Origin of the sequence: Bacillus gaemokensis, assembly GCF_001590835.1 — a bacterium.
In the GTDB taxonomy this organism is placed as follows: domain Bacteria; phylum Bacillota; class Bacilli; order Bacillales; family Bacillaceae_G; genus Bacillus_A; species Bacillus_A gaemokensis.
On the sequence record NZ_LTAQ01000001.1, the window covers coordinates 603,167 to 624,903 of the forward strand.

A 21,737-nucleotide genomic window follows, 5' to 3' on the forward strand; every position below is an offset into this window, starting at 1 on the left:
GCCAAGAGGATACTCATGTAGTTCCAGCTACATGAGTATCCTCTTGGCTTCCGCACCTCGAACTGCTTGGCTCTCTTTATTCTTCTTTTTGAACACGCACTTATAACATCTTTTTTGCTGTAGCGAATACTTGTTGTAACTCATTCATTGTTAAATCATCTTTTTCTAAAGATGAAAACAGTTCTTTTAATTGCACATGACGATCTTGCTGTTCTAACGATGTAATATCATATTCAAGTGGAACATGTTTTACTTTCACATTTGCTTGTTCAAATAACTCCACCGCATACGGATGATTTTTATAATCCCGCGCATAATACACGGCCGTAATACCACTTTGAATAATCGCTTTACAGCACTGTAAACAAGGAAAATGCGTGACATAGATTTCTGCCTCGTCTGTTTTCGCACCAAATTTAGCACATTGCAGCAACGCATTCATTTCCGCGTGGATTGTGCGAACACAATGGTTATCGATGACGTAACATCCATCATCTATACAATGCACACCACCTTTGATTGAACCGTTATATCCCCCCGCAATAATTCTCTTATCACGGACAATTGTCGCTCCTACCGCAAGCCTTGTACACGTGCTACGCAGTGATAATAGATGGCTTTGCGTCATAAAATATTGATCCCAAGAAATTCGTTCCATATCTTCACCTACTTTTTTATCTACTTGTAGTGTAGCGAAAGAAGAAAAAGTTCGTCAATCTTTTACGGTATAATTATTTGATCTTTTATTTTTTCTAAAAACTTCTCTCCAATACCATCCACTTCTAATAAGTCCTCTATTTTTTGAAACGGTCCGTGCGCTTCTCTGTATTTCAAAATACTTTCTGCTTTTCTAGGACCAACCCCAGTTATTTTTTCAAGCTGCTCTTTCGAGGCAGCATTAATTTGAACTTTTCCGCTTTGGTGCGACGATACCTCTGCCCCTTGTACTTGTTCTCCTTTTCTCGGAATATTAAGAAGCATTTGATCTTGCACAATTTGTGCCAAATTCACCTTCGCTACATCCGCTTCTGGCAAAAAACCTCCCGCTTTTTCAATACCATCTTTTACGCGAGCTCCCTCTCTCATCTCATACACACCTTCCCGTTTTACAGCACCTTTTATATCAATCATAATCACTTTCTTCTGTTCTTTTGATTCTGCTAATTTCAATTTTCCTTTCTTCTCATCACTTTTTACATTCGTATCAACTTTAACAATTGGCTGCTCAGCTTGATACTTCGTCTGCCATATAAAAAGGACCACCACAACTCCAACAGCCCCTAACAAGGCAAACCACTTCTTTTGAAAATTTCGTATCATTTTACACCTCCAATTCATAATTTCACAACATGGTTCATATTGTTTAGGAGAAAGATGTTACGAAGGAGGGGTGAAACATTGAACATAGGAATTATAGGGACAGGAAACATGGGGAATATACTAATCGATGCATTTTTAGAAACCCGTGCTGTCAAGCCTTCGTGCCTTACTATTGTTAATCGGACGCCTGCCAAAGCATATCATATAAAAGAGAAGTATCCTTCTGTTCATATAGCAAAGACAATACAAGACGTAATAGAGCGCTCTCAACTGATTTTCATTTGCGTTAAACCTTTAGACATATATCCGATTTTAGCAAAACATGCCGCTCACTTTACAGATGATCAATGTTTAATTTCTATTACAAGTCCCATATCAGCTTCTCAGTTAGAAAAGGTTGTATCTTGTCATGTCGCACGTATTATCCCAAGCATCACAAACCGTGCATTCTCTGGCGCCTCACTATTTACATTCGGACAAAATTGTTCGGAGGAATGGAAACAAACATTACTTCGTTTATTCAAAAACATTTCTACGCCAATTGTAATCGGAGAAGATATTACACGAGTTTCATCTGATATTGCGAGCTGCGGGCCAGCATTCTTCAGTTATTTATTACAATGTTTCATTGACGCAGCTGCAGAAAAAACGAATATTACTCATGAAGAAGCAACTACTTTAGCAAGTGAAATGATTATCGGGATGGGGAAGTTACTAGAAAAAGAAATATTTACATTACCAACTTTACAAGAGAAAGTATGTGTAAAAGGCGGTGTTACAGGAGAGGGGATTCGTATTTTGGAGGGGCACGTCGGAGATATGTTCCATAAATTATTTGAGCGGACACATGAAAAATACGATGAAGATTTAGAAGGCGTTGAACAACAATTTAATACGCACACGTAAAGAATACGCCATTATGATACAAAATCCTTTTATAAATTCTTATCTTTTCCACATGATCTTTTCATCACAACTCTTATTACTCTAGTTTACACACATTACTTTTCGATTTTTCTATAAAGAAAACAACATATTATCTATAAAACAAAAGCAACCTTGTCGGTTGCTTTTGTTTTATCCATTCTTTTTTGCCATAAAAAAGATACGTTCTGTTTGTTCCGTTACTTCCATACGCTCAAAATCACCTGTGACACGAAGCACTGTAAATCCAGCCTCTTCAAGCCATTTTGTTAACAATTCAATTGAATATGCACGTTGCACGTGACATTCATCAAAACGATGATATACATCTTCCTCTTGATCTTGTACAAAAAATGTCAAATCATGCTCTACACTATCGGATTCTTCCCCAGGGAAGCAATTCCAAATTAAAGCAATTTCATCTCCATTCACTGTGTACGTTTCATTTTGAAATACGTGATGAATTTTGTAGAGAGAATGTACATCAAACAAAAGTAGACCATCTTGACGTAAATGATGAAATACTCTTCTAAACGTTTCCTGTACACCTTCTTCTTGCAACACATAATTCAATGAATCACAAAAGATGGTTACACAATCAAATTCACCTGGAACATCCAATTCTCTCATGTCTTGTTGATAAAAAGGAATCAGATACCCTTCTCCCCCAAGCTTTTGCTGGGCAACCGTTAACATTTCTTCCGAAAGATCAACACCAATCATGTCATAGCCTTTTTGCATAAGCGGAAGCGTTACATTACCAGTTCCGCAGGCTACATCAAGAATCTTCGCTTCTTTCATTCCTGCCTGCTGCAAACTCTCCTCTGTGAATTCTACCCATTTATCGTATGGGACATCATTCATAAGTTCATCGTACAGCATTGCAAATTGCTCGTATCTCATTAGCTTAACTCTTCTGTAATATCTTCACGTGGTACATCGCCCCATAGACGTTCTAAATTATAATGATCACGCTCATCCTTATGGAATACATGTGCAACTACATCACCAAGGTCCACTAACACCCAGCGCGCCTCATCGAACCCTTCCATGCGTTGTACATCAACTTGTAACTCATGTGCCTTCGCTTTAATTTCACGTGCAATTGCTTGTACTTGTTTATCTGAATTCCCGTGACAAATAATAAAATAATCCGCAATTGGTGAAATACCTTGCATATTTAATACAACCATATCTTCTGCTCTTTTATCATCAGCTGCTTTTGCTGCTAATACTAATAATTCTCTATCTTTCATTCAGTAATTTCCTCCTTGATAACCGCATTGTATGTTTGAAATGTTAACGGATAGATCGTTTGATCCTTTTCCATTAAAAATTGAATTGTTCGCTTTAATGCAAATAATAAAGCTTTATTTATATCTTCCTGAGCTAATTCTCGCGCCAATTCTACACCTGGAAACTTACGACTAGGTTCAATATAATCCGCTACATAAATAACTTTATCGAGCATTGTCATCCGTTCGTGACCACTTGTATGATATGTAATTGCTTGCAGAATTTCAGAATCTGTAATACCGACTTCTTTTTCTACTAAGTATGCCCCAACCGGCGCATGCCATAACTCTTTGTTATATTGTAGTAAATCCTTTGGCAACCCTTCCTGCTTAATAACACTTTCCATTTCTTGGATAGGTCGACATTTTGCATAATCATGAAAAATAGCAGCCATTTCTGCTTTTTTCTCATCAACACCATATATTTTTGCAAGTTCAATTGCAGTTTCCATTACACCGATCGTGTGTATATAACGTTTTTCATGCATTTGTTGTTTCACAATTTCAAGTGCTTGCTCACGATTCATACAACCCATTCCTCTCAATATATGACTGCACCTGTTCTGGAAGCAAATATTTACAAGTTCTCTTCTCTTTATATCGCTCTCTTAATAACGAAGAAGAAACAGCAAACTCCGGAATTTCTACTGTAACAATTTTATACGGCGTACGTAATGTATATCCAGGTCGCGCAACTCCAACAAAAGTTACAAGCTGAAGTAAGTTATCAATGTTATACCACTTCGATAAATACTCCACCATATCTCCGCCAATAATAAAGTGAAATTTCACATCCGGATGCTTCTTAGTTAATTGTAACATAGTATCATATGTATAAGATGGGCCCTCCCTGTTTAGCTCTTCTAAACAAATGGTAAAACGCTCTTCTTGTTCAGTTGCTAACTCTAGCATCTTCAATCGACTTTCTACACTTGTAATCATGCGATCCTGTTTATGCGGCGGGATTTGATTAGGTAAAAACCATATCTCATCAAGCCCTAATGCATCATGCACTTCATTCGCAATCAGTAAATGCCCATAATGAGGCGGATCAAATGTACCACCAATAATTCCGATTTTTTTCAAAGGAAACGCCTCCTTTACTTTACATGCAGTAAGCCTCCTCAAAAAATATACGGAGAACCTACTACCCGTAAAAGCTCAATTGGTCCAACTCTTATTAGTGAGAACGACTTCTCACTAATAAAAGTTACATTTCACCCCGTACAGCCCCGGAAATGATTTATACACATCCAGTTCTGCAAACTACTATTGTGGAAGCTTGATTTGTTTATTTTCTCTTGACTCTTTATATAAAATAATTGTGCTTCCAATTACTTGAACGATTTCTGCTCTTGCACCTTTCGCAAGTTCTTCCGCAACTTCACGACGATCAAATTCACAGTTTTGTAACACGCTCACTTTAAACAATTCACGAACTTCTAGCGCCTCTGCAATTTGTTTTACCATATTTTCATTTACTCCACCTTTTCCAACTTGAAAAATCGGTGTTAAGTGATGTGCCTTTGCACGTAAAAATCTTTTTTGTTTTCCTGTTAACATATAATTAGCCTCCAAGCTTTTTCATTACTAATTGTTTCATTCTTTCAACATCAGGCATACGCCCTGTCCACATTTCAAATGCAAGTGCCCCTTGATAAACAAACATGTCAATTCCATTTTGGACAATTGCACCTTTTTCTCTCGCATCTTGCAGAAGCTTTGTCTCAAATGGGTTATAAATAATATCCGAAACAATTGCCGCTGGTTTTAAAGAACGAATTTGCAAAGGTGTATGCTGTATACGCGGATGCATACCTATCGTTGTTGTATGAATAATAATATCATAATTCCCTTGTTCTTCTGTTGCTTGCTCTAACGAGAGAGCATGTGATGTAATCTTCGATTGCCCCCCAGCAATAAGCTGCTCTGCTTTTTCTACTGTTCGATTGGCAATATCAATTTCATTTACACCTGCGTCTGCAAGTGAAAAATAGATAGCACGACAGGCACCACCTGCACCAAGTAATAAAATCCGCTTTCGATTCAGCGGTTCTTTACTAATTGATTGTAAAGAACGAACGTAACCAATTCCATCTGTATTATAACCAATCAGTTTTCCATCTCGATGAACTACCGTATTCACAGCCCCAATTTGTTTTGCTAACGGGTCAATTTCATCTAAGTGTTTCATAATGGAAACTTTGTGCGGAGTCGTTACATTAAATCCTGAGACCCCTAATGCCTTTAAACCTTTCACCGCTTCCCCCAGCGTCTCTTCTTCTACAAGAAATGCATGATAGTGAGCATCTATACTCAAGTGCTCAAATGCATCGTTATGCATGAGTGGTGACAATGAATGTCCAATTGGATTTCCGATTACACCATATAATTGTTTCATAAATCCCTCTCCGTATTAAATTAAAGATTTACGTAATGAAACACTAACTCCTTTTGGTACATGAGCAACAATCTTTGCACCTGGCTCATTTACTGTAACCCAGCCTAATCCAGAGAATACAACGTCTGTTTTTGGCTCACGAATATTAAATTCGTATTTCACAAGCGCAGGCATATTTTCTAGCTCTTCTGGAGTTGGTGGATTTAATAATGCCCCAGCATGATTTTCATATAATTCATCTGCTTTTTCAAGTTTCGTGCGATGAATTGGTAGACGATTTGATAAATGACAAGTGAATGCACGGCGGCCACCACTAATATAATCAAATCTTGCTAATCCGCCAAAGAACAATGTTTGTTCTTCGTTTAATTGGAATACCATCGGCTTAATTTCTTTCGTTGGCGTAATAAGCTTTAAGCTTTGTTTCCCAACGTAATGTGCCATTTGGTGGTGATTAATAATCCCCGGTGTATCGTATAAAGAAGATGTTTCATCTAATGGAATATCAATTAAATCAAGCGTTGTTCCTGGGAAATGGGACGTTGTAATCACATTCTCAGTTTCGTCACTAAATTCTTTGATCATACGATTAATAAATGTAGATTTTCCAACATTCGTACATCCTACAACGTATACATCTTTACCACCACGGTACTCTTCAATTGCTTCAGCTAGTTCACCAATCCCTTGTCCTTTTGCCGCACTAATTAAAAAGACATCTTCTGGCTTTAATCCAAGTTGCTTTGCACTATAACGCATCCAGTGTCTTACCTTATCAGGTTTTACCGACTTTGGAATTAAATCTGCTTTGTTTCCAACAAGTAATACTTTGTTGTTCCCTACAAAACGATGTAATCCTGGCAGCCAGCTCCCATTAAAGTCAAAGATATCTACAATTTTGACAACAAGTGCATCTGAATGCCCAATTCCATTTAAAATACGCAAAAAATCATCATCTGTTAAAGACACATCTTGAATTTCATTATAGTTCTTTAAGCGAAAACACCGCTGGCAAATTACTTGTTCTTTTTCTAAAGACGAAGCTGGTGCATACCCGACTTCATTTTTATTTTCTGTTTGAATTTCTACACCGCAACCAATACATTTAATTGTTTCAGTCAAACTTTATTCCTCCCAATTAATTAAACCTTTTTTCTTCATATTTCTCATAATTCTGCGTTCAATCTTCCGATTAAAGCGCGTCACTAAACCATCTGTTTGTGCTACTGGTACAACTAAAATCGTATGAAGACCAACACGATTTCCGCCCAATACATCTGTTAGCAATTGATCTCCAATTACGACTACTTCATCGGCTCTTAAATTCATTTCTTGCATTGCACGTTTGAAGGCACGAACAAACGGCTTACGTGCACTATGAATAAATGGAATTCCAAGTGGATCTGCAAAGTCCTTTACACGTTGTTCATTATTATTCGAAACGACCGTCACCTGAATGCCCTGTTCTTTCATTTTCAAGAACCACTGTTCAAGCTTCGGCGTTGCATTTGGACGGTCCCATTCAATTAAAGTATTATCTAAGTCAGTAATAATCCCTTTAATCCCGCGTTCTTTTAAATCTTTTGGTTGAACATGATATACGTTTTTCACGTATTCATTTGGTAAAAATAATTTCAATTTCTTTCACCTCTTTGAGGAGTATTCATAAAATTTTTCGACAACATTTTTCGCTAGACAGCTTGTGGATAAAATTGTACACATTTTCCACATTAATATTTCAGTTAATTTAGAATTTATCAACACTTCATGCACATCTTATCCACTGCGATCTGTGGATAAATACCCATTTGTGACTGTCATATTTTTTTGATACAGTAGATGCAACAAAGAACCTATTCTTATTACCGGAGGTGACTCACCTTGAAAACGAAACATATGGAACAATTATCTACTGAGTTACTCACTGAGTCTTATTATAAAGCAAAAGAACTAAAATTAAATCCCGACTTCATTTTACTTATAAAACAAGAAATTATAAGGCGCTCATTAGAGGACAAGCTTGTAAAATCGTCTTGAGTACATATAGATCATTGCTCTACCTGTAAAAAGAGCCATCTGTAAGATGGCTCTTTAATAAAATGAAACTTCCATCCTTGAAAACTCTTCATTAGGCACATCAGCCTATCTCGCTTCTTTGAGCCCTCACAAGTTTGTGGTAAAACTTTTACTTCTCGTTCTCATGAGATAATCGAGTTGCAATTTTTTCACCAACACGAAGTTCTTGGCCACTCTTTAATGTTGAAACAGCTTCAATCATTCCTTTTTCAAACAATAACACAACTGTTGAACCAAATGTAAAGTATGCCATCTCTTCACCTTTTTGAACAGCATTTCTTTCATGAAGAAGCTCGATACTGTTTACAAACATAGCACCTACTTTTACAAGGGCCATATGTTGCCCTTCACTGTCCACTTCTGTTACAGAACGATAATTCTTTGACAAAGGCTCTTTTCCATATTCCATGCCTGCTGCATTTACTGGATATGATTTTCTTCCAAGTATAAATCTCTCTGTCACAACACCTGAAAGTGGGCTATGAATGCGATGATAATGACTCGGACTTAAATAAATAACCATATATGTACCGCCGGCATAACGCTTTGCTCGCTCTTCATTACCTAGCATATCCACAACTGAATAACGCTTGCCCTTAATATCAAATGTTTTCGTTTCTTCAATAGGACCATAATCAGCAAAAACCCCATCAACAGGACTAACAATACTTGATGCCTCTGCATCAATTTCTCGCTTTCCTTCCTTCAACTTACGTGTAAACAATTCATGCAGCGTTCGATACTCCTTTAAATCCTTTTCCATCTCATCTTGATTTAATTGAAATACTTTTGCATAAGATGAGATAATAATGGAACTTAAACGAGACTGTGCAAATTTACGTAGTATATAAGAAGTAAAACGTCCATTCGTAAGTTCGATCATAAGTCGATATAATGTACGTCGCAAACCACGAAACCTCCTAATCAGTCTTCATGTAACAATTAAGTTTAGTTTCCCCTTCTTTTCTTTCTCTATCATACAGTGAAACTGTTAAAAATGGTTTTTATTACCACTTATAATCAAACAATCACTCGCTCAAAAAAAAGAATAAGTACTATTACCGTCTTAAATTCGTTAGCACCTTCTAATATTACAGATAGAACCCATCATTTTCAACAGTGAACGTATATTTCCTCCTCGAGTTTCTTGTTTTATCCCCTTTTCATCAAAAGAAAAACGGCTGCACTTAAACCGCAGCCGTATCACTCATTTATGCTTTTCCTTTCTTCTCCTTCTCTGCCCGCACAAATTCATGAAACATTTTCATTAGTGCTCTCTTCTCAATTCTCGATACATAACTTCTTGAAATTCCTAGCGCTTTCGCAATTTCCCTCTGCGTTTTTTCTTTATCAAGACCAAGGCCAAAGCGCTTTACAATCACTTCTTTTTCTCGTTCATCTAAAATATCGATATATTCCTTAATCTTTTCTAACTCCATACTAAGCTGAATCATATCAATTACATCTTCTGCTTCAGATTTCAAAATATCGATAAGTGATATTTCATTTCCTTCCTTGTCCTGTCCAATCGGGTCATGAAGTGAGACATCTTTTTTCGTTTTCTTCAATACACGTAAGTGCATTAAAATTTCATTTTCAATACAGCGAGCTGCATATGTTGCGAGTTTCGTCCCTTTCCCTGCTGAATAACTTTCAATCGCTTTAATGAGCCCAATCGTTCCGATAGAAATTAAATCTTCCGCATCTTCACCCGTGTTTTCAAATTTCTTAACAATATGCGCCACAAGCCGTAAATTATGTTCAATTAACATATTTCTTGCTTGAGCATCCCCTTGCTCCATTAACTCTAAGTACTTTTTTTCATCATCTGATGACAACGGCTGTGGAAATGCGTTGTTTTTAACATAAGAAACAAATACAAACACTTCACGAACCATGTATCCAATTGCGGCGAATAGACTCAAACCCTTCACCCCCGCCAAAATAGTGGTCTTTACTATATGTATGTGGGCGGGTGGTTGTTTGTGTCTGTACGATATTGTTCGTGCATGTTTTTTAAATTACCTATTCGTTTATTATTAGTTCTATTAAAAATTGCCACAACCCGCTTCCTTCCATATACTAAAAATGAAAGATAGGAGTGTGGAATATGTATAATTTCACTAGTCCCTTGTTCATAAGTAGCTTGTAAGAGACACATTCCTTGTATCCTCTTGCAAGCTGCTTGTCTTACAAGGAGGGATTGCGAAATGAAATTAGAAAGAACACGAGCCTATACTCATCATCAACGTATCATCAATAAAAAAATGAGTATCGCAAAATATATTTTAGACTATACCCCTAAGAAACCTGGTATCTTCGCAAAAGGAAAAGTACACTGCTCTTGCGGAATGTGTGCCACTAAATGGATAAAAGATGGACCACCTGCTAGCGCACAACGTTGGTTATACAAATTTGACACATATAAAGAGTAAAAGTTTTTTTCGTAAAAGGTCTTCAATTGAAGACCTTTTTCCCTATATGTAATTCATAAAAATTTTGCAACCTTTTAGAACTCACCTTATTTACTCCAAATTACTTCCCCAGTATGGGCATCAATATAACGAATTTCTCGTCTCATAACAAAATTAATATGATACGCTTCACTACTCTCAACTGTCGTTTGTTTATAAATCAGTTCATATTTTGATAGATCTATATCATGATTTTCATGCCACTGTAATTCAACGCGCAGAGCATCTCTATATGTTTCTAAAGCCTGCTCTTTTCCTATCTTTGCATTTGTTTCATAAGTACGTAACTCTTCTATTACACCCAGAGCTATCCCACTATACATAATAACGTTTCCCGTTTCTGTATCTATGTTCATCATAACCAATGAGCAATCAACTGGAATGCCATTTACATACACATCAAAGTAAAATCTACCTGGGCTTTCCGCTTCATCATAGTTGTCCCAAAGATGAAGATACTCTGTCGCATTCGGAATGACTTGTTCTAAAAACTGAAGTGCTTTCTTTAAACATTCTTCTCGCGATAATATTACTTTTCCTTCTCTCTCAGGGACCAGATTAAAATAATGAAGCAATATGTTTGACTCTTTATCAATTCCAATTACCATAGGGTTTTCATATCGCAACATAGGAGAATGTTTTTTATAAAAATCATCCATTAAATAAGTCTGATTCTCTTCCTGCTCACTTTCCAATTCTTCTCTTGGAACAAATTTCATTCTTATTTCATTGTCATACTCTGCTTCAGATATTTTCACAAACTCTTCCTCATCTAAGGCCAGCAAACGAAACATATCTGTTTCTTGTTTATCATTCATTTGCGGCGCACTTACCGCTACTGCAGGCGCTGGTTGATAATGCTCTGGTTCATGTAAATCTTTCCCTGTACAGGCATCAATAAACCTTACCCTTGGCACCGGTTCATATACAAGGCGATATCCACCTGCTTCTTTTCCATTCTCATATTCACATAGGTCAGGAGATAATTGCGCAAACACAAGTCGCATATCTTGTCTATCTTTCAATTCTTTCAAGACAATTTCCTTATCTGCAATTGAATCTGGCCATACTGGTTTTTCTTTCAATCCATTATGATTCCGAAATGCTACAACATTTCCTGATGGATGAACTCGTACAATACAACCTGTATTCGGCAATGGATATCCATTTACTTCTTGTACATAATGGACCGCATGCATTCCGCACCAATCTTCTACATAAATATATGTAGAAGCCTCGTATTCATTTGGTATATATTTCTTTACAAACAAATGCGCAATTTCTTTCGCTTTTTCTTCATTTATTTCTTCATCATTACTTTGGAAATACTCTTCATCATCTATATCCAATTCTATCAGTTCACCTGTATGTCTATTTAAAGTAATACGTATATTCTTCTCTTCGTCATCTTGATGCTCCCAAAACAATACATGCAAAGGCTCATCTACTGTTTTTTGATCGTCTACAACAAGATGGTATTCATTTGGGATTTCAATAATATGCGCTACTTGCTTTTTTCTTTCTTCATTCTTTGTATTCATCATGTCCTCTCCCTATCTCTAAATATATTAATCATATCATTCTTTCCAGAAAAAGGTTTTAGAATCTATAGAAAAAACAGCTAGATTTCTCTAGCTGTTTTACTTCGTTTCACGATGTAACGTCACTCGTTTTAATCGTGGACAATATTTTTTTAGTTCAATACGTTCCGGGTTATTTCGTTTATTCTTCTTCGAGATATAATTGCGATCCCCACACTCTGTACAAGCTAACGTAATATTTACACGCATATGATCATCACCTTTCTTTTAAAGATTGCAACTAAAACGTAATGATTACGATTTATATATTAAATGCTATTTTATACTTTGTCAATTCTTTCTTTTAACAATCACTCTAAAAAGACAAAAAACTGAAACAATTAGTTCATACGAAATTCACATCAATCTATTACTATTAGAATTGTACATAATCAACTTACTAACAATCCAGTTTATTGATATATAAAATTCAATTAGAAAGGAGTTACAGTCATGAAAGCCAAATATCGTTTTATGATCTCATCATTTGCAGCATGTGCTTATATGATTTGGTATTTAGTATGATAAGCAACCTTATTTGCAAATATGAAAAGGTGTGTATATAAATGGAATATAATCAATCAACCGTTAACTATTGGAAAGCATTTGTATTACCTTATACATTCGCTTTAGAAGAGTTAAAAACAAAATTCGAAATTATGAACCGGGAAGCTCAATTTTTAGAGGACTATAACCCGTTTGAACATATAAAAACAAGATTAAAACAACCTGAAAGCATTATTAAAAAGCTGGAACGAAAAAATTTATCTCCAACAATCGAGAATGCACAAACACAGTTACAAGATATTATCGGTATACGAATTACATGTTGCTTTGTGGAAGATATTTACCATTTAAAACAAGTCATTGAAAAGCGTGAAGATATGCAAATTGTAGAGATAAAAGACTACATTGCTAATCCAAAGCAAAACGGCTATAAAAGTTTGCATATGATTATTAAGTACCCATTATCATTGAATTCTGGTACAAAAGATGTCTTTGCAGAAATTCAATTAAGAACACTTGCGATGGACTTCTGGGCAAGTTTAGAGCACAAGCTCTATTATAAATATGAAGGGAATATTCCTGATTATTTAAAAGATGAACTTCATGATGCTGCTATGAAAGCAGAAGAACTTGATAATAAAATGGCAACGATTCGTCAAGATATTGATGAGATTGAAGCCTGTTCAAATCAAATTTTACTCCCATTATAAAAAAGGTTCTCCTGACATGAGAACCTTTTTTATTTCTTTTCTATCGTCCAAACCTCTTCAATTTTCCAGTGCTCCTCTTCTTTTCCAAGCGCATACTGTACTTTTTTCTGAAGAGACTTTCCACTATCTATTTCTTTTTCTTCTGTTTCCACAATAACAAAGTCCCCTTTTGCATCTTTCACTTGAACATGATCTAGCTCAATTTTTTTACTCCCTCTTTGAAATGCCGCTTCTTTTTGCGTTCGTAAATCCTCAGCCCCAACAATTTTGTCCGAAAACAGCGCCATATGTTGATCGAAATTTTTTTCATTCGTCGTTTGGACAAATGCTTCAATCACACTTCGAATTTCTTTTTCTTCTTCCGGCGTTACATGCACCTTATTTTCTTTTTTCACCGTGACTTCTTTCTTCTCTACCTCTTTTTTCTGCGTTTCCTGCTCAGATTGACATCCTATTAACAATAATCCGACTATCATAACAGTTCCTATTTTCTTAGTGAAATTTTGCATTTAATATTCCTCCAAAAAAGAAAAAGCGAGACGAAATGCCTCGCTTTTCTTCACAATTAGCGTCTACCTTTATTAGGGTCACCGCCACCAACAATATCGAAGACACGTTTTGCTAAGTTTGTATTTTCTTGAACGCCAGAGAATAGATATTTACCTGGTCCAAATGCATATACATTCACATCTTCGCCAGTATGTCCACCTGTTGTCCAACCTGTAACTGAACGTTTATTAAAGATCTCTTCAATTGCATTATCAATTTTGGTTACATCTTTTGATGGAGCTATATCATTTACAGCTTTAATTTCTTCTGGAGTTAATTCTAAATCAATATATTTTTTCAATGTTTCTTCTACATTTGCACCTTTTGCAATTTCATTTGCCATAAAGTCTGGTGTACGTTTCGCAGCTTTAATTGCATCAACTTTAAAGTTATATTCACCGTTCGCACCTAGAGAGAAACCACCTGTAGAATGGTCAGCGGTTGCAACAACTAATGTATGCTTATCCTTTTTCGCAAATTCAATTGCTGCTTTAAATGCTCTTTCAAAGTCTTCCATTTCACTCATAGCACCAACAACATCATTATCATGTCCAGCCCAGTCAATCTGGCTACCTTCTACCATTAAGAAGAAACCTTTATCGTTTTTATTTAAACGATCGATTGCTGCATTTGTCATCTCTTCTAGTAAAGGCGTTTTTTCATTGCGATCAATCATTTTATCTAAACCACCCGGTGCAAACAAACCAAGAACTTGATCATTTTTATCATTTAATAATTGCTCACGATCTGTTACATAGCTATAACCAGACTTCTTAAATTCTTCTGTAAGATTGCGATCTTTTCTCACGAAGTTCTTTACACCACCGCCAAGAAGAACATCTACTTTATGTTTGCCATTAATTTTTTCATCAAAGTAATCATTCGCAATTGCATCCATATTTTTACGACTAATATCGTGAGCGCCAAAAGCAGCTGGCGTTGCATGTGTGATTTCAGAAGTTGCAACTAGTCCTGTTGATTTTCCTTTTTCTTTTGCTTGTTCAAGTACTGTTTTTACTTCTGTCTTATCATTATCGACCGAAATTGCTGCATTATATGTTTTTACACCTGCTGCCATCGCTGTTGCCGCTGATGCAGAGTCCGTAATATTTTCATGTTCATCTTCCGGATATGTCTTTTGTGTCCCTACAAGATGCTTATCAAACTCTGTTGACTCCATTTCAAATGTTTTTGGATTATCTTTCATATAGCGATGAGCTGTCATATAAGAAGGTCCCATACCATCGCCAATTAAAACAATAACGTTCTTAATTTTTTGATCGCTCGCTTTTCCATCTGCTTTAATCACATCTGAACGCGTTACGCCCCACGTTACTACTGAAGTTAGTGCTAACGATGTCACAACCGCAAATGGCCATGCTTTCTTCATAAACTTTTTCACTTTTTTGTCCCCCTAATAGGTTATTCAGTTCCCATTACCAAATTTAACGGAAGACTATTAAGGAAAAGTTAGTTATATGTAAACTTTTTGTTAAGTTATGTAAATTCTCGTTATAATTTGTATATCTTTGTCTTATGACATCACGGTTGATCCACTTTACAAAATACTTGTCAGGAGATGTGGAGTTCTTTAAATTGAAAAAAGTAAATTTACATTCTACCTATCAAAAACCGAATATTTACTTTTTTTATGATAAAATATTTTTACCAAATTAGAAATGTGGTGACTCCCTATGAAAATAGAACAACTAAATGAATCTAGTATTCCTAATCTCTTTTCTCTTTGCGAAGCTGTTGGATGGTTACAACATAAATCATTTATGAAAAAACAATTTGAAATGTATCTCTCAGTAGGAACACTATTTGGATGTATACATAATAAAATGCTAATTGCTGCTGGCGGGGTATTCCCTTTTGAGTCTGGTTTTTCCTCCATCGGCATGTTAATCGTCCATCCTAACTTTCAGAGACAGGGGCTTGGTCGTACCTTACTAGATAACTGCCTACAGCTAGCCCAGCCTTCTCTTCCTATTATCCTCATCGCAACAGAAGCTGGTGTGCCTTTATATCAATCGTACGGTTTTACGACAATGACAACGATTCATCGCTTTGAAAGGTTTGTTACGAATACATCTACAAATCTCTCCTATGTAAAGCAAATTAGGCAACATGATCTCGTCTCTCTCATTAACCTTGATCAACTAGCAACAGGCGCTTGCCGAGCACAACCCTATTCACTATTACTAGCGAGAGCCACATTCACATTCAAAATAGAAAGAAACGGTAGAATAGAAGCTTTCGCATTATGCATGCAAAAAGACGATATATTATGCGTGACTCCTCTTATCGCAAAGCAAGAAGAAGATGCTATACAGTTATTACAGATGCTTTGTAAAGCTTGGAACGGAACTGTTCGTATTGATGTTCCGCATTCACAATTTACATTTCGCGAATACCTTCGAACAACAAATTTCCAGGAAACACTTCTTTCACCTCTAATGATAAAAAATGGAAGTCAACTTTCTGGAAATCGTAATATATTGTTTGCTATGATGGATACAGCATTATGTTAGAAAGGGGATACCTATTTGAAGCGACTTAACTATTATATGGTGAGTTGCCTTACGCTTACACTATTAGTGGGTTGCAATGCAACAGAAAAACCAGCAGAAACAGTAAAACAAGTTAAAAATACAATTACCACAAAGCTAACGACCGATGAAAAAATGGTTGAAATAGATGGACAAACCATTTACTTCAAACAAATTGGTAAAAAGAAACCACCATTACTTATGCTTCATGGATTTGGCGGATCATCCAATGGCTTTCATGATATTTATTCAGAATTAGCCAAAGATCATACCATTATTTCTGTTGATGTTTTAGGATTTGGTCGTTCTTCCAAACCGATGGATTTTCCATATTCTTTCCCAAATCACGCCAACCTTTATTATAAGTTAATGAAAAAACTAGGTTATGATACATTTTCCATACTGGGTCACTCCATGGGAGGAGAAATTTCGCTTAATTTAACATACTTATACCCAGATGCAGTTACTCATCTCATTTTAACGGACGCTACAGGGGCCATATCATTAACAAATAGGAAAGGCTCACCTAAGCCACAGTTATCGAATGATTTGCATACTGTTTCTTCTATTACAGATTATGATGAAAGCAAAGTGAAATTTAAGCGTGATGATACAGAACATTATAACCAGATGAAAATGTGGCCTAGACGCCTTAAGATTAATGCTAGTGAAATCAAACTTCCCACTTTAATTATTTGGGGCAGAAATGACAGTAGCGTTTCATGGAAAGAAGGCGAATCTTATCATCAGTTCTTAAAAAATAGTACTTTCCATGTTATAGAAAAAGGTTATCACGCACCCTTTCGCCAAGAACCGAAAGAATTTATAGGATATGTAAAAGAATTCTTTGAAAAAAATCCAGTCGAAACAACGAAGTAACAAAAACGGGTATCTCACCTTTGAGATACCCGTTTCATATATTAAGCAGCTTGCTTTTGTCGTTTTTGACCTTTCGATCCTAATAATTTTGCTACAACCCATCCATCTACTCCAAGTTTCCCTGCATTCATACCAGCGACAAGAACGAACATAGATAAAATAACCATTTGTGGATTCACACCTAGAGACCCACTAAACATATAGGAAAAGTTCATTACAAGGCCAAAAAATACAGCTGTTTTTGTTAAACAACCTACGATTAAACCTATTCCAACTAGAATTTCTCCCCATGTTACAAGTGTGTTAAACATATCAACATTCGGAATTGCAAAGTCTTGCAAGAATGATGCCCACCAAGACTGCACTGCTGGTTGTGCTCCTTTTGACTTTTCAATGGCCCCTTGTAAATACCCTGTAGCGTCAAATCCATTACCTTTTAGTTTACCGATTCCAGCCATCAGCCACGTGTATCCGAGATAAACACGGATAACCGCTAACACAAAAGAAACTGCTTTGTTTTCTCTTAAAAATTGAATAACCATATATTCCTCCTAAAGATGTAATTAAGTTAGTTACAGTTAATATAATAACAGTAGTTACTTATTTTTCAAATGTTAATTATGAATACTTTGTGACAATCATTTAAAACGTTCGAAACTAATATTTATATAGTTACTTTTATTAACTGTAAAAACTTGAAAATATCATAACACAGTTGATAACGATTTTCATTAAAAAAATATAAAAAAATTGTGTGATAAATGTGAAACGTGCTTATCCTATATTCGGATAAATACGTTTTATTCTTTGTATAATTGAAATGTAAAAGTCTCATCATCTAATAATTTCGCATCTTGAAATGCCTCATCTATTGTTTTTTGGTGATTAATAACCCCATAAAATAAGCGTATTGTAAACAGCAATGCTGCATTTCCATCTACATAATCTATGGAGCCAATATAAGTTTTTACGCCGCTCTTTAAGAATGCTGTTGCGAGTTTTTGGTCACCTAACGTACATCCACTATTGATAATATGTTTATTATGCAATTTTGCATATTGATTACTTTCCGTTACACCAAAGTTCCCTCTCGGTTCATTTTCTTCATATACCTCTTCTCCTAATTCTCCTATTACAAATTCACCTTCGTCACCATGAAAACAAAAAATAATATAATTCATATCTTCATACAAACTTTTTCCTGAAAGAACATCGATCAAATCACTTGGTCGACCAATCCAATATGTAACAACTCTTGCCCCGAAATACTCAAGGGTTGCTCGAAGTGATTGTGCTTCTAAATCAGAATTATCGCCAACTACTAATGCAATATTCAAATGAAATCCTCCATTCATAAGTTCATTTCATATACACCTGTTTCTTTTAAAAAGTCCTCTCTAGTTAGCACCTGCTGTTGTAAATGCTGTCTATACGCTGTAATCGTTCCATCATGTGAAACAATACAAATTCTTTCTGCCTTTAATGTATAGCACCAATTAATGAATTCATCTGCTTTATTTTGAAATTCTTTCTCTGAAATCGTATTGATCCCCTCTTTCCATAACACATTATTTTTACTTTCTCCTAAAGAAAAACTAGGAAATAAACCTTCAATCACCTTTTTTCTTAACAATTGGTCACATGGTAATGTTCTTACTCCTTCACGATAAGGAAAAATACGAGGAGAAATATATGGATTTGTTATTTTATGGAAAACTACTTTGAAGTAACAATGCTTGTTTTCTCCCTTCTTTTGTCAAAGATAGATTCTCTAATTGCAAATTCATTGGTAAACCTTTTGTATGCTTTTCTTCACCATGTCTTATGTAAATAAGTTTCATCGTTTTACTCCTTTCTTCGAAAATAAATACACCTCCCAATTGTTCCACTTTCTTCTTTCCCTTCTAGATTCCTCCCGCAATCTTTTCTAACTACAATAATGAACGTATTATGTAAAAAACATTTGACACCAAACTCAGGAATTATTAAAACGAAATATGTAAAATACTTTTTACAACACTTATATATTTTAGGGAGGGGTTCACAAATATGAAATGGCTTATTGCCCTTATTGGAATGATAATATGGGGCTACATAAACGGATTTTTTAGTAGTGATAAAACTGCTAATCCTTGGATAAAAGATGATGAGCGAGAACAACAAATTAAGCATAAAGCAATCATAGCAAGTTGGTCAGGTATTTTTATGTTTTGTATGATTAGCCTTTTTAATAAATTATTAGGTTTAGGTGGAGGAGAAAAATCCCCTTACTTACCAGATCCTTTAGCAACCATTTTAAAAGAAAATGTGGAATTACAAGTTTTACTCACACTATTTATCCTGTATGGAGTGTTTTATTTATATTACAGAAAAAAGATGAGTGTATAAGTTGCACAGGAATTATACGAGATAAAGCAAATACATTAATTTATATCCATAAAGGAATGTACGATATGTATGATTCTTGAAATGAAAGAAACTGATGCCGCATCATTTTTAGCATTATGCCAAGCTATAGATGGCGAAACAAACTTTATGCTTTTTAACTTATGATTCCTTCCTAAATGGATATAGTAAAAAAGATATAACGAAACCTATAGGAGGATTCATCAATGAGCAACTCAAACGATTTTTTAGAAACGCTACACGAGAAACAAGCAAAAGATGAACAAAATAGAAAGCACCAAGGTAAAGGAAACCCTGGAAAAAAGAAACCGAATAAAACGCACAAATAACCGTTCATTATTTACAATGAAATGGAGCCACCTAAAATCATTTTTAGGTGGCTCTTTTTAGCATTCTTTTATAGCAATAACATCCTCCCAATTCCATTTCTCATAATACCACTCGGGCACATCTATATTGCCAATCCATTTCTTTGCATGTTTTCCATCACTATCAGCAACCCACAGCTCTGCTTTCTTACGATCCGACCGTAACCATGTCAATTCCTTACTGCTCCTCATATAAACCGGACTATAATCACCATATGTTTTTGGTGGTTTTGTAATTTGCTCTTGCTGATTGGTTGTAATATTTACTCTATATAAAGAAGGGAATGGTCTTTTTTCTGGGACAGTCGATATATCTGCCTCCTTTGCCCTTGAAGTTGTAATCACCTTATCGTTATGCCATGTAAAATCCCAGTCAACATACCCTTTTGGAGTGAATTTTTCTTGCTGGAGAACAGGTAATTCTTTTATTTTCAAATGTTTATTTTCTAATGCAAACCTCCCGCTCCCTTCAATATAAGCGAGTATATTTTTCGATGGAGCCCATTGAAACCACTGGCTTTTTAATAGCATTTCATCTACTTTTTCAAAATGACTTCCATCTGCTTTTAGAAGGCATAATGTATTACTATCCGCTGACCACGAAGCGGTTGGAACAGCTAAAAATGCAATCCACTTTTGATTTGGAGACCACTTAAAATCACTTGCAACATAAGCTAAGAAATCATCATGCTGACTTGGTAATGAATATAGATGCTTCATTTTATGTGGATTCATCTTCGCATCCCTTTGCACTTCATATAGTTGCGCTCCGGTCCACCCTGTCGGGAGTAAATATGCTGTAGAAGATACAAGAAATTTTCTTCCATCCGGATACCATGCATAATCCCCCACACCTGCTGATACACCTTCCGCCACCGGATTCTTTTTTTCTACATCAAATATGTTTAACAGATCTGTAAATTCAAATGCAATTATATTATCTATCGGTGACCATTGGTAGTTACTCATCTCATCTTCAAACGGAATAACCTTTTTTTCATCCTCGATTCTGTACAGCTCCAGATGTTGTTTTTCTTTCCCTTTCGCATATGCAACCCATTTACCATCGTGTGACCATTTTGGTTTTGTAACATATTCCCCTTTTGTTATTTGCTTCTCTTTCCCGTGAACTTTTATCCAAAGGTTATGATTGCGAATAAAAGCGACTTTTATTCCTTTAGTCTCTGCACTACCAACAGAAAGCATGCTAGAAAATAGCAACACAGCTATACAACAACTCGATATTAGCTTTTTCAAAATGGAACCACACCCCCTTTCTTTTTTTCCTAGCATCCCTCACATCTCATGTGCTATATACAAAACCCTTAAATATCCGACAAAACGTTCTATTAAAGATCTTAATTCTCTAAGGTTTTTTCAGAATATTCAATTCCTAGAGGATTACCATGAATTATGTCGAATTCATGGTGTATCCAACATCCATTTTGTTTTTGCTGAAAAAATACGAGAAGGTTAGCGATGCATTTTGAGAGAGTTGGCATATTTTATTAGGGGGAGTTTCAGTGAAAAAACTACATCTGCATTACTAAGTATGGCACTCGTTTTTTCAAGCTTCGGGGCATTAAGTGCCCATGCCGAGACATTGCAACAAGAAAAACAATTTAGCCCGCAATTGAAAGCAAATATTGAGCAATAGAGAGAAAATAAAATCGCGGCAGACGTCGACACAAAGACA

General features: G+C 35.7%; 28 protein-coding genes and 1 pseudogene. 9 read left to right on the forward strand and 20 right to left on the reverse strand.

The annotated features are described in order from the left end of the window. Window positions 1-100: 100 nt before the first annotated feature. On the reverse strand, window positions 101-658 hold the full coding sequence (locus tag AZF08_RS03240) for a ComE operon protein 2 (protein ID WP_033672620.1): 558 nt from the start codon (window positions 656-658) through the stop codon (window positions 101-103). A 62-nt stretch (window positions 659-720) separates the two neighbouring features. Continuing rightward, window positions 721-1,320 (reverse strand): helix-hairpin-helix domain-containing protein, encoded by a 600-nt coding sequence (locus AZF08_RS03245; protein WP_033672621.1) that lies wholly within the window; start codon window positions 1,318-1,320, stop codon window positions 721-723. A 78-nt stretch (window positions 1,321-1,398) separates the two neighbouring features. On the opposite strand from AZF08_RS03245, the gene comER reads away from it, so the two are divergent. Beyond that, on the forward strand, window positions 1,399-2,226 hold the full coding sequence (gene comER / locus AZF08_RS03250) for a late competence protein ComER (RefSeq protein WP_033672622.1): 828 nt from the start codon (window positions 1,399-1,401) through the stop codon (window positions 2,224-2,226). 171 nt (window positions 2,227-2,397) lie between these two features. Here the strand turns inward: comER and AZF08_RS03255 are convergent, their stop codons facing one another. From AZF08_RS03255 to AZF08_RS03290, 8 genes are all read right to left on the reverse strand, one after another. Further along, on the reverse strand, window positions 2,398-3,147 hold the full coding sequence (locus AZF08_RS03255) for a class I SAM-dependent DNA methyltransferase (protein ID WP_033672623.1): 750 nt from the start codon (window positions 3,145-3,147) through the stop codon (window positions 2,398-2,400). Then, on the reverse strand, window positions 3,147-3,500 hold the full coding sequence (gene rsfS, locus AZF08_RS03260; RefSeq protein ID WP_033672624.1) for a ribosome silencing factor: 354 nt from the start codon (window positions 3,498-3,500) through the stop codon (window positions 3,147-3,149). Before rsfS ends, AZF08_RS03255 begins: the two co-directional genes overlap by 1 nt. Further along, window positions 3,497-4,066: a bis(5'-nucleosyl)-tetraphosphatase (symmetrical) YqeK gene (gene yqeK, locus AZF08_RS03265; RefSeq protein ID WP_033672625.1), complete on the reverse strand. Its 570-nt coding sequence runs from the start codon at window positions 4,064-4,066 to the stop codon at window positions 3,497-3,499. The genes rsfS and yqeK overlap by 4 nt, the downstream gene beginning before the upstream one ends. Then, on the reverse strand, window positions 4,056-4,625 hold the full coding sequence (locus AZF08_RS03270) for a nicotinate-nucleotide adenylyltransferase (protein WP_033672626.1): 570 nt from the start codon (window positions 4,623-4,625) through the stop codon (window positions 4,056-4,058). The genes yqeK and AZF08_RS03270 overlap by 11 nt, the downstream gene beginning before the upstream one ends. Window positions 4,626-4,808: 183 nt before the next feature. Next, window positions 4,809-5,102, reverse strand: a complete 294-nt coding sequence (gene yhbY / locus AZF08_RS03275; RefSeq protein WP_033672628.1) for a ribosome assembly RNA-binding protein YhbY — start codon at window positions 5,100-5,102, stop codon at window positions 4,809-4,811. 4 nt (window positions 5,103-5,106) lie between these two features. Further along, entirely contained in the window at window positions 5,107-5,940 is an 834-nt protein-coding gene (aroE, locus tag AZF08_RS03280; protein WP_033672629.1) for a shikimate dehydrogenase, read from the reverse strand. Between the two features lie 15 nt (window positions 5,941-5,955). Next, entirely contained in the window at window positions 5,956-7,062 is a 1,107-nt protein-coding gene (yqeH, locus tag AZF08_RS03285; RefSeq protein ID WP_033672630.1) for a ribosome biogenesis GTPase YqeH, read from the reverse strand. A 3-nt stretch (window positions 7,063-7,065) separates the two neighbouring features. Continuing rightward, entirely contained in the window at window positions 7,066-7,578 is a 513-nt protein-coding gene (locus AZF08_RS03290) for a YqeG family HAD IIIA-type phosphatase (protein ID WP_033672631.1), read from the reverse strand. 243 nt (window positions 7,579-7,821) lie between these two features. Between AZF08_RS03290 and sda the strand changes: the two genes are divergently transcribed. Beyond that, window positions 7,822-7,977, forward strand: coding sequence for a sporulation histidine kinase inhibitor Sda (gene sda / locus AZF08_RS03295; protein ID WP_000850094.1), 156 nt, complete (start codon window positions 7,822-7,824; stop codon window positions 7,975-7,977). 148 nt (window positions 7,978-8,125) lie between these two features. Here the strand turns inward: sda and AZF08_RS03300 are convergent, their stop codons facing one another. Both AZF08_RS03300 and sigK read right to left on the reverse strand, forming a co-directional pair. Then, window positions 8,126-8,923 (reverse strand): phosphatidylserine decarboxylase, encoded by a 798-nt coding sequence (locus AZF08_RS03300; RefSeq protein ID WP_033672632.1) that lies wholly within the window; start codon window positions 8,921-8,923, stop codon window positions 8,126-8,128. Window positions 8,924-9,227: 304 nt separating this feature from the next. Then, on the reverse strand, window positions 9,228-9,941 hold the full coding sequence (sigK, locus tag AZF08_RS03305) for an RNA polymerase sporulation sigma factor SigK (RefSeq protein ID WP_033672633.1): 714 nt from the start codon (window positions 9,939-9,941) through the stop codon (window positions 9,228-9,230). 285 nt (window positions 9,942-10,226) lie between these two features. On the opposite strand from sigK, the gene AZF08_RS03315 reads away from it, so the two are divergent. Beyond that, window positions 10,227-10,451, forward strand: coding sequence for a hypothetical protein (locus AZF08_RS03315; protein ID WP_033672635.1), 225 nt, complete (start codon window positions 10,227-10,229; stop codon window positions 10,449-10,451). 86 nt (window positions 10,452-10,537) lie between these two features. On the opposite strand, the gene AZF08_RS03320 is transcribed toward AZF08_RS03315, so the two are convergent. After that, the gene (locus AZF08_RS03320) at window positions 10,538-12,034 is read right to left on the reverse strand and encodes a YcdB/YcdC domain-containing protein (protein ID WP_033672636.1); all 1,497 of its coding nucleotides are present in this window, start codon (window positions 12,032-12,034) and stop codon (window positions 10,538-10,540) included. A 96-nt stretch (window positions 12,035-12,130) separates the two neighbouring features. Continuing rightward, a complete protein-coding gene (gene rpmG, locus AZF08_RS03325) occupies window positions 12,131-12,280 on the reverse strand; it encodes a 50S ribosomal protein L33 (RefSeq protein ID WP_001265617.1) in 150 nt (49 codons plus the stop codon). A 356-nt stretch (window positions 12,281-12,636) separates the two neighbouring features. Between rpmG and AZF08_RS03330 the strand changes: the two genes are divergently transcribed. After that, on the forward strand, window positions 12,637-13,287 hold the full coding sequence (locus tag AZF08_RS03330) for a GTP pyrophosphokinase (RefSeq protein WP_033672637.1): 651 nt from the start codon (window positions 12,637-12,639) through the stop codon (window positions 13,285-13,287). Between the two features lie 29 nt (window positions 13,288-13,316). Here AZF08_RS03330 and AZF08_RS03335 read toward each other — a convergent pair whose 3' ends face one another. Both AZF08_RS03335 and AZF08_RS03340 read right to left on the reverse strand, forming a co-directional pair. Continuing rightward, entirely contained in the window at window positions 13,317-13,796 is a 480-nt protein-coding gene (locus AZF08_RS03335; RefSeq protein ID WP_033672638.1) for a Cif family virulence factor, read from the reverse strand. A 56-nt stretch (window positions 13,797-13,852) separates the two neighbouring features. Then, window positions 13,853-15,238, reverse strand: coding sequence for an alkaline phosphatase (locus AZF08_RS03340; RefSeq protein WP_033672639.1), 1,386 nt, complete (start codon window positions 15,236-15,238; stop codon window positions 13,853-13,855). A gap of 292 nt (window positions 15,239-15,530) precedes the next feature. Here AZF08_RS03340 and AZF08_RS03345 point away from each other — a divergent pair, with 292 nt between their 5' ends. Both AZF08_RS03345 and AZF08_RS03350 read left to right on the forward strand, forming a co-directional pair. Further along, a complete protein-coding gene (locus AZF08_RS03345) occupies window positions 15,531-16,370 on the forward strand; it encodes a GNAT family N-acetyltransferase (protein ID WP_033672641.1) in 840 nt (279 codons plus the stop codon). Window positions 16,371-16,385: 15 nt separating this feature from the next. Beyond that, window positions 16,386-17,267, forward strand: a complete 882-nt coding sequence (locus AZF08_RS03350) for an alpha/beta fold hydrolase (RefSeq protein ID WP_033672642.1) — start codon at window positions 16,386-16,388, stop codon at window positions 17,265-17,267. A gap of 41 nt (window positions 17,268-17,308) precedes the next feature. On the opposite strand, the gene AZF08_RS03355 is transcribed toward AZF08_RS03350, so the two are convergent. The 3 genes and pseudogenes from AZF08_RS03355 to AZF08_RS03365 all read right to left on the reverse strand — a co-directional run bounded on the left by AZF08_RS03355 (window position 17,309) and on the right by AZF08_RS03365 (window position 19,108). Then, window positions 17,309-17,809: a DoxX family protein gene (locus AZF08_RS03355; RefSeq protein ID WP_033672643.1), complete on the reverse strand. Its 501-nt coding sequence runs from the start codon at window positions 17,807-17,809 to the stop codon at window positions 17,309-17,311. Between the two features lie 258 nt (window positions 17,810-18,067). Beyond that, window positions 18,068-18,622, reverse strand: coding sequence for a delta-aminolevulinic acid dehydratase (locus tag AZF08_RS03360; RefSeq protein WP_033672644.1), 555 nt, complete (start codon window positions 18,620-18,622; stop codon window positions 18,068-18,070). Next, a pseudogene (locus AZF08_RS03365) lies at window positions 18,619-19,108 on the reverse strand (histidine phosphatase family protein). Before AZF08_RS03365 ends, AZF08_RS03360 begins: the two are co-directional and overlap by 4 nt. A 208-nt stretch (window positions 19,109-19,316) precedes the next feature. On the opposite strand from AZF08_RS03365, the gene AZF08_RS03370 reads away from it, so the two are divergent. After that, window positions 19,317-19,655, forward strand: a complete 339-nt coding sequence (locus AZF08_RS03370) for a hypothetical protein (RefSeq protein WP_033672645.1) — start codon at window positions 19,317-19,319, stop codon at window positions 19,653-19,655. A 224-nt stretch (window positions 19,656-19,879) separates the two neighbouring features. Continuing rightward, the gene (locus AZF08_RS03375) at window positions 19,880-20,002 is read left to right on the forward strand and encodes a DUF4023 domain-containing protein (RefSeq protein ID WP_033672646.1); all 123 of its coding nucleotides are present in this window, start codon (window positions 19,880-19,882) and stop codon (window positions 20,000-20,002) included. A 57-nt stretch (window positions 20,003-20,059) separates the two neighbouring features. On the opposite strand, the gene AZF08_RS03380 is transcribed toward AZF08_RS03375, so the two are convergent. After that, entirely contained in the window at window positions 20,060-21,298 is a 1,239-nt protein-coding gene (locus AZF08_RS03380) for a TolB family protein (RefSeq protein ID WP_033672893.1), read from the reverse strand. Between the two features lie 229 nt (window positions 21,299-21,527). Between AZF08_RS03380 and AZF08_RS31035 the strand changes: the two genes are divergently transcribed. After that, a complete protein-coding gene (locus AZF08_RS31035) occupies window positions 21,528-21,698 on the forward strand; it encodes a hypothetical protein (protein ID WP_167332912.1) in 171 nt (56 codons plus the stop codon). The last annotated feature ends 39 nt before the right edge of the window (window positions 21,699-21,737 follow it).

What these genes read in the sequence shown, in the direction of transcription:
- AZF08_RS03240 (WP_033672620.1), bottom strand. Translation starts at nt 658, where the DNA reads ATGGAACGAATTTCTTGGGATCAATATTTTATGACGCAAAGCCATCTA.
- AZF08_RS03245 (WP_033672621.1), bottom strand. Translation starts at nt 1,320, where the DNA reads ATGATACGAAATTTTCAAAAGAAGTGGTTTGCCTTGTTAGGGGCTGTT.
- AZF08_RS03255 (WP_033672623.1), bottom strand. Translation starts at nt 3,147, where the DNA reads ATGAGATACGAGCAATTTGCAATGCTGTACGATGAACTTATGAATGAT.
- rsfS (WP_033672624.1), bottom strand. Translation starts at nt 3,500, where the DNA reads ATGAAAGATAGAGAATTATTAGTATTAGCAGCAAAAGCAGCTGATGAT.
- yqeK (WP_033672625.1), bottom strand. Translation starts at nt 4,066, where the DNA reads ATGAATCGTGAGCAAGCACTTGAAATTGTGAAACAACAAATGCATGAA.
- yhbY (WP_033672628.1), bottom strand. Translation starts at nt 5,102, where the DNA reads ATGTTAACAGGAAAACAAAAAAGATTTTTACGTGCAAAGGCACATCAC.
- aroE (WP_033672629.1), bottom strand. Translation starts at nt 5,940, where the DNA reads ATGAAACAATTATATGGTGTAATCGGAAATCCAATTGGACATTCATTG.
- AZF08_RS03315 (WP_033672635.1), top strand. Translation starts at nt 10,227, where the DNA reads ATGAAATTAGAAAGAACACGAGCCTATACTCATCATCAACGTATCATC.
- AZF08_RS03320 (WP_033672636.1), bottom strand. Translation starts at nt 12,034, where the DNA reads ATGATGAATACAAAGAATGAAGAAAGAAAAAAGCAAGTAGCGCATATT.
- rpmG (WP_001265617.1), bottom strand. Translation starts at nt 12,280, where the DNA reads ATGCGTGTAAATATTACGTTAGCTTGTACAGAGTGTGGGGATCGCAAT.
- AZF08_RS03330 (WP_033672637.1), top strand. Translation starts at nt 12,637, where the DNA reads ATGGAATATAATCAATCAACCGTTAACTATTGGAAAGCATTTGTATTA.
- AZF08_RS03335 (WP_033672638.1), bottom strand. Translation starts at nt 13,796, where the DNA reads ATGCAAAATTTCACTAAGAAAATAGGAACTGTTATGATAGTCGGATTA.
- AZF08_RS03345 (WP_033672641.1), top strand. Translation starts at nt 15,531, where the DNA reads ATGAAAATAGAACAACTAAATGAATCTAGTATTCCTAATCTCTTTTCT.
- AZF08_RS03355 (WP_033672643.1), bottom strand. Translation starts at nt 17,809, where the DNA reads ATGGTTATTCAATTTTTAAGAGAAAACAAAGCAGTTTCTTTTGTGTTA.
- AZF08_RS03360 (WP_033672644.1), bottom strand. Translation starts at nt 18,622, where the DNA reads ATGAATGGAGGATTTCATTTGAATATTGCATTAGTAGTTGGCGATAAT.
- AZF08_RS03370 (WP_033672645.1), top strand. Translation starts at nt 19,317, where the DNA reads ATGAAATGGCTTATTGCCCTTATTGGAATGATAATATGGGGCTACATA.
- AZF08_RS03375 (WP_033672646.1), top strand. Translation starts at nt 19,880, where the DNA reads ATGAGCAACTCAAACGATTTTTTAGAAACGCTACACGAGAAACAAGCA.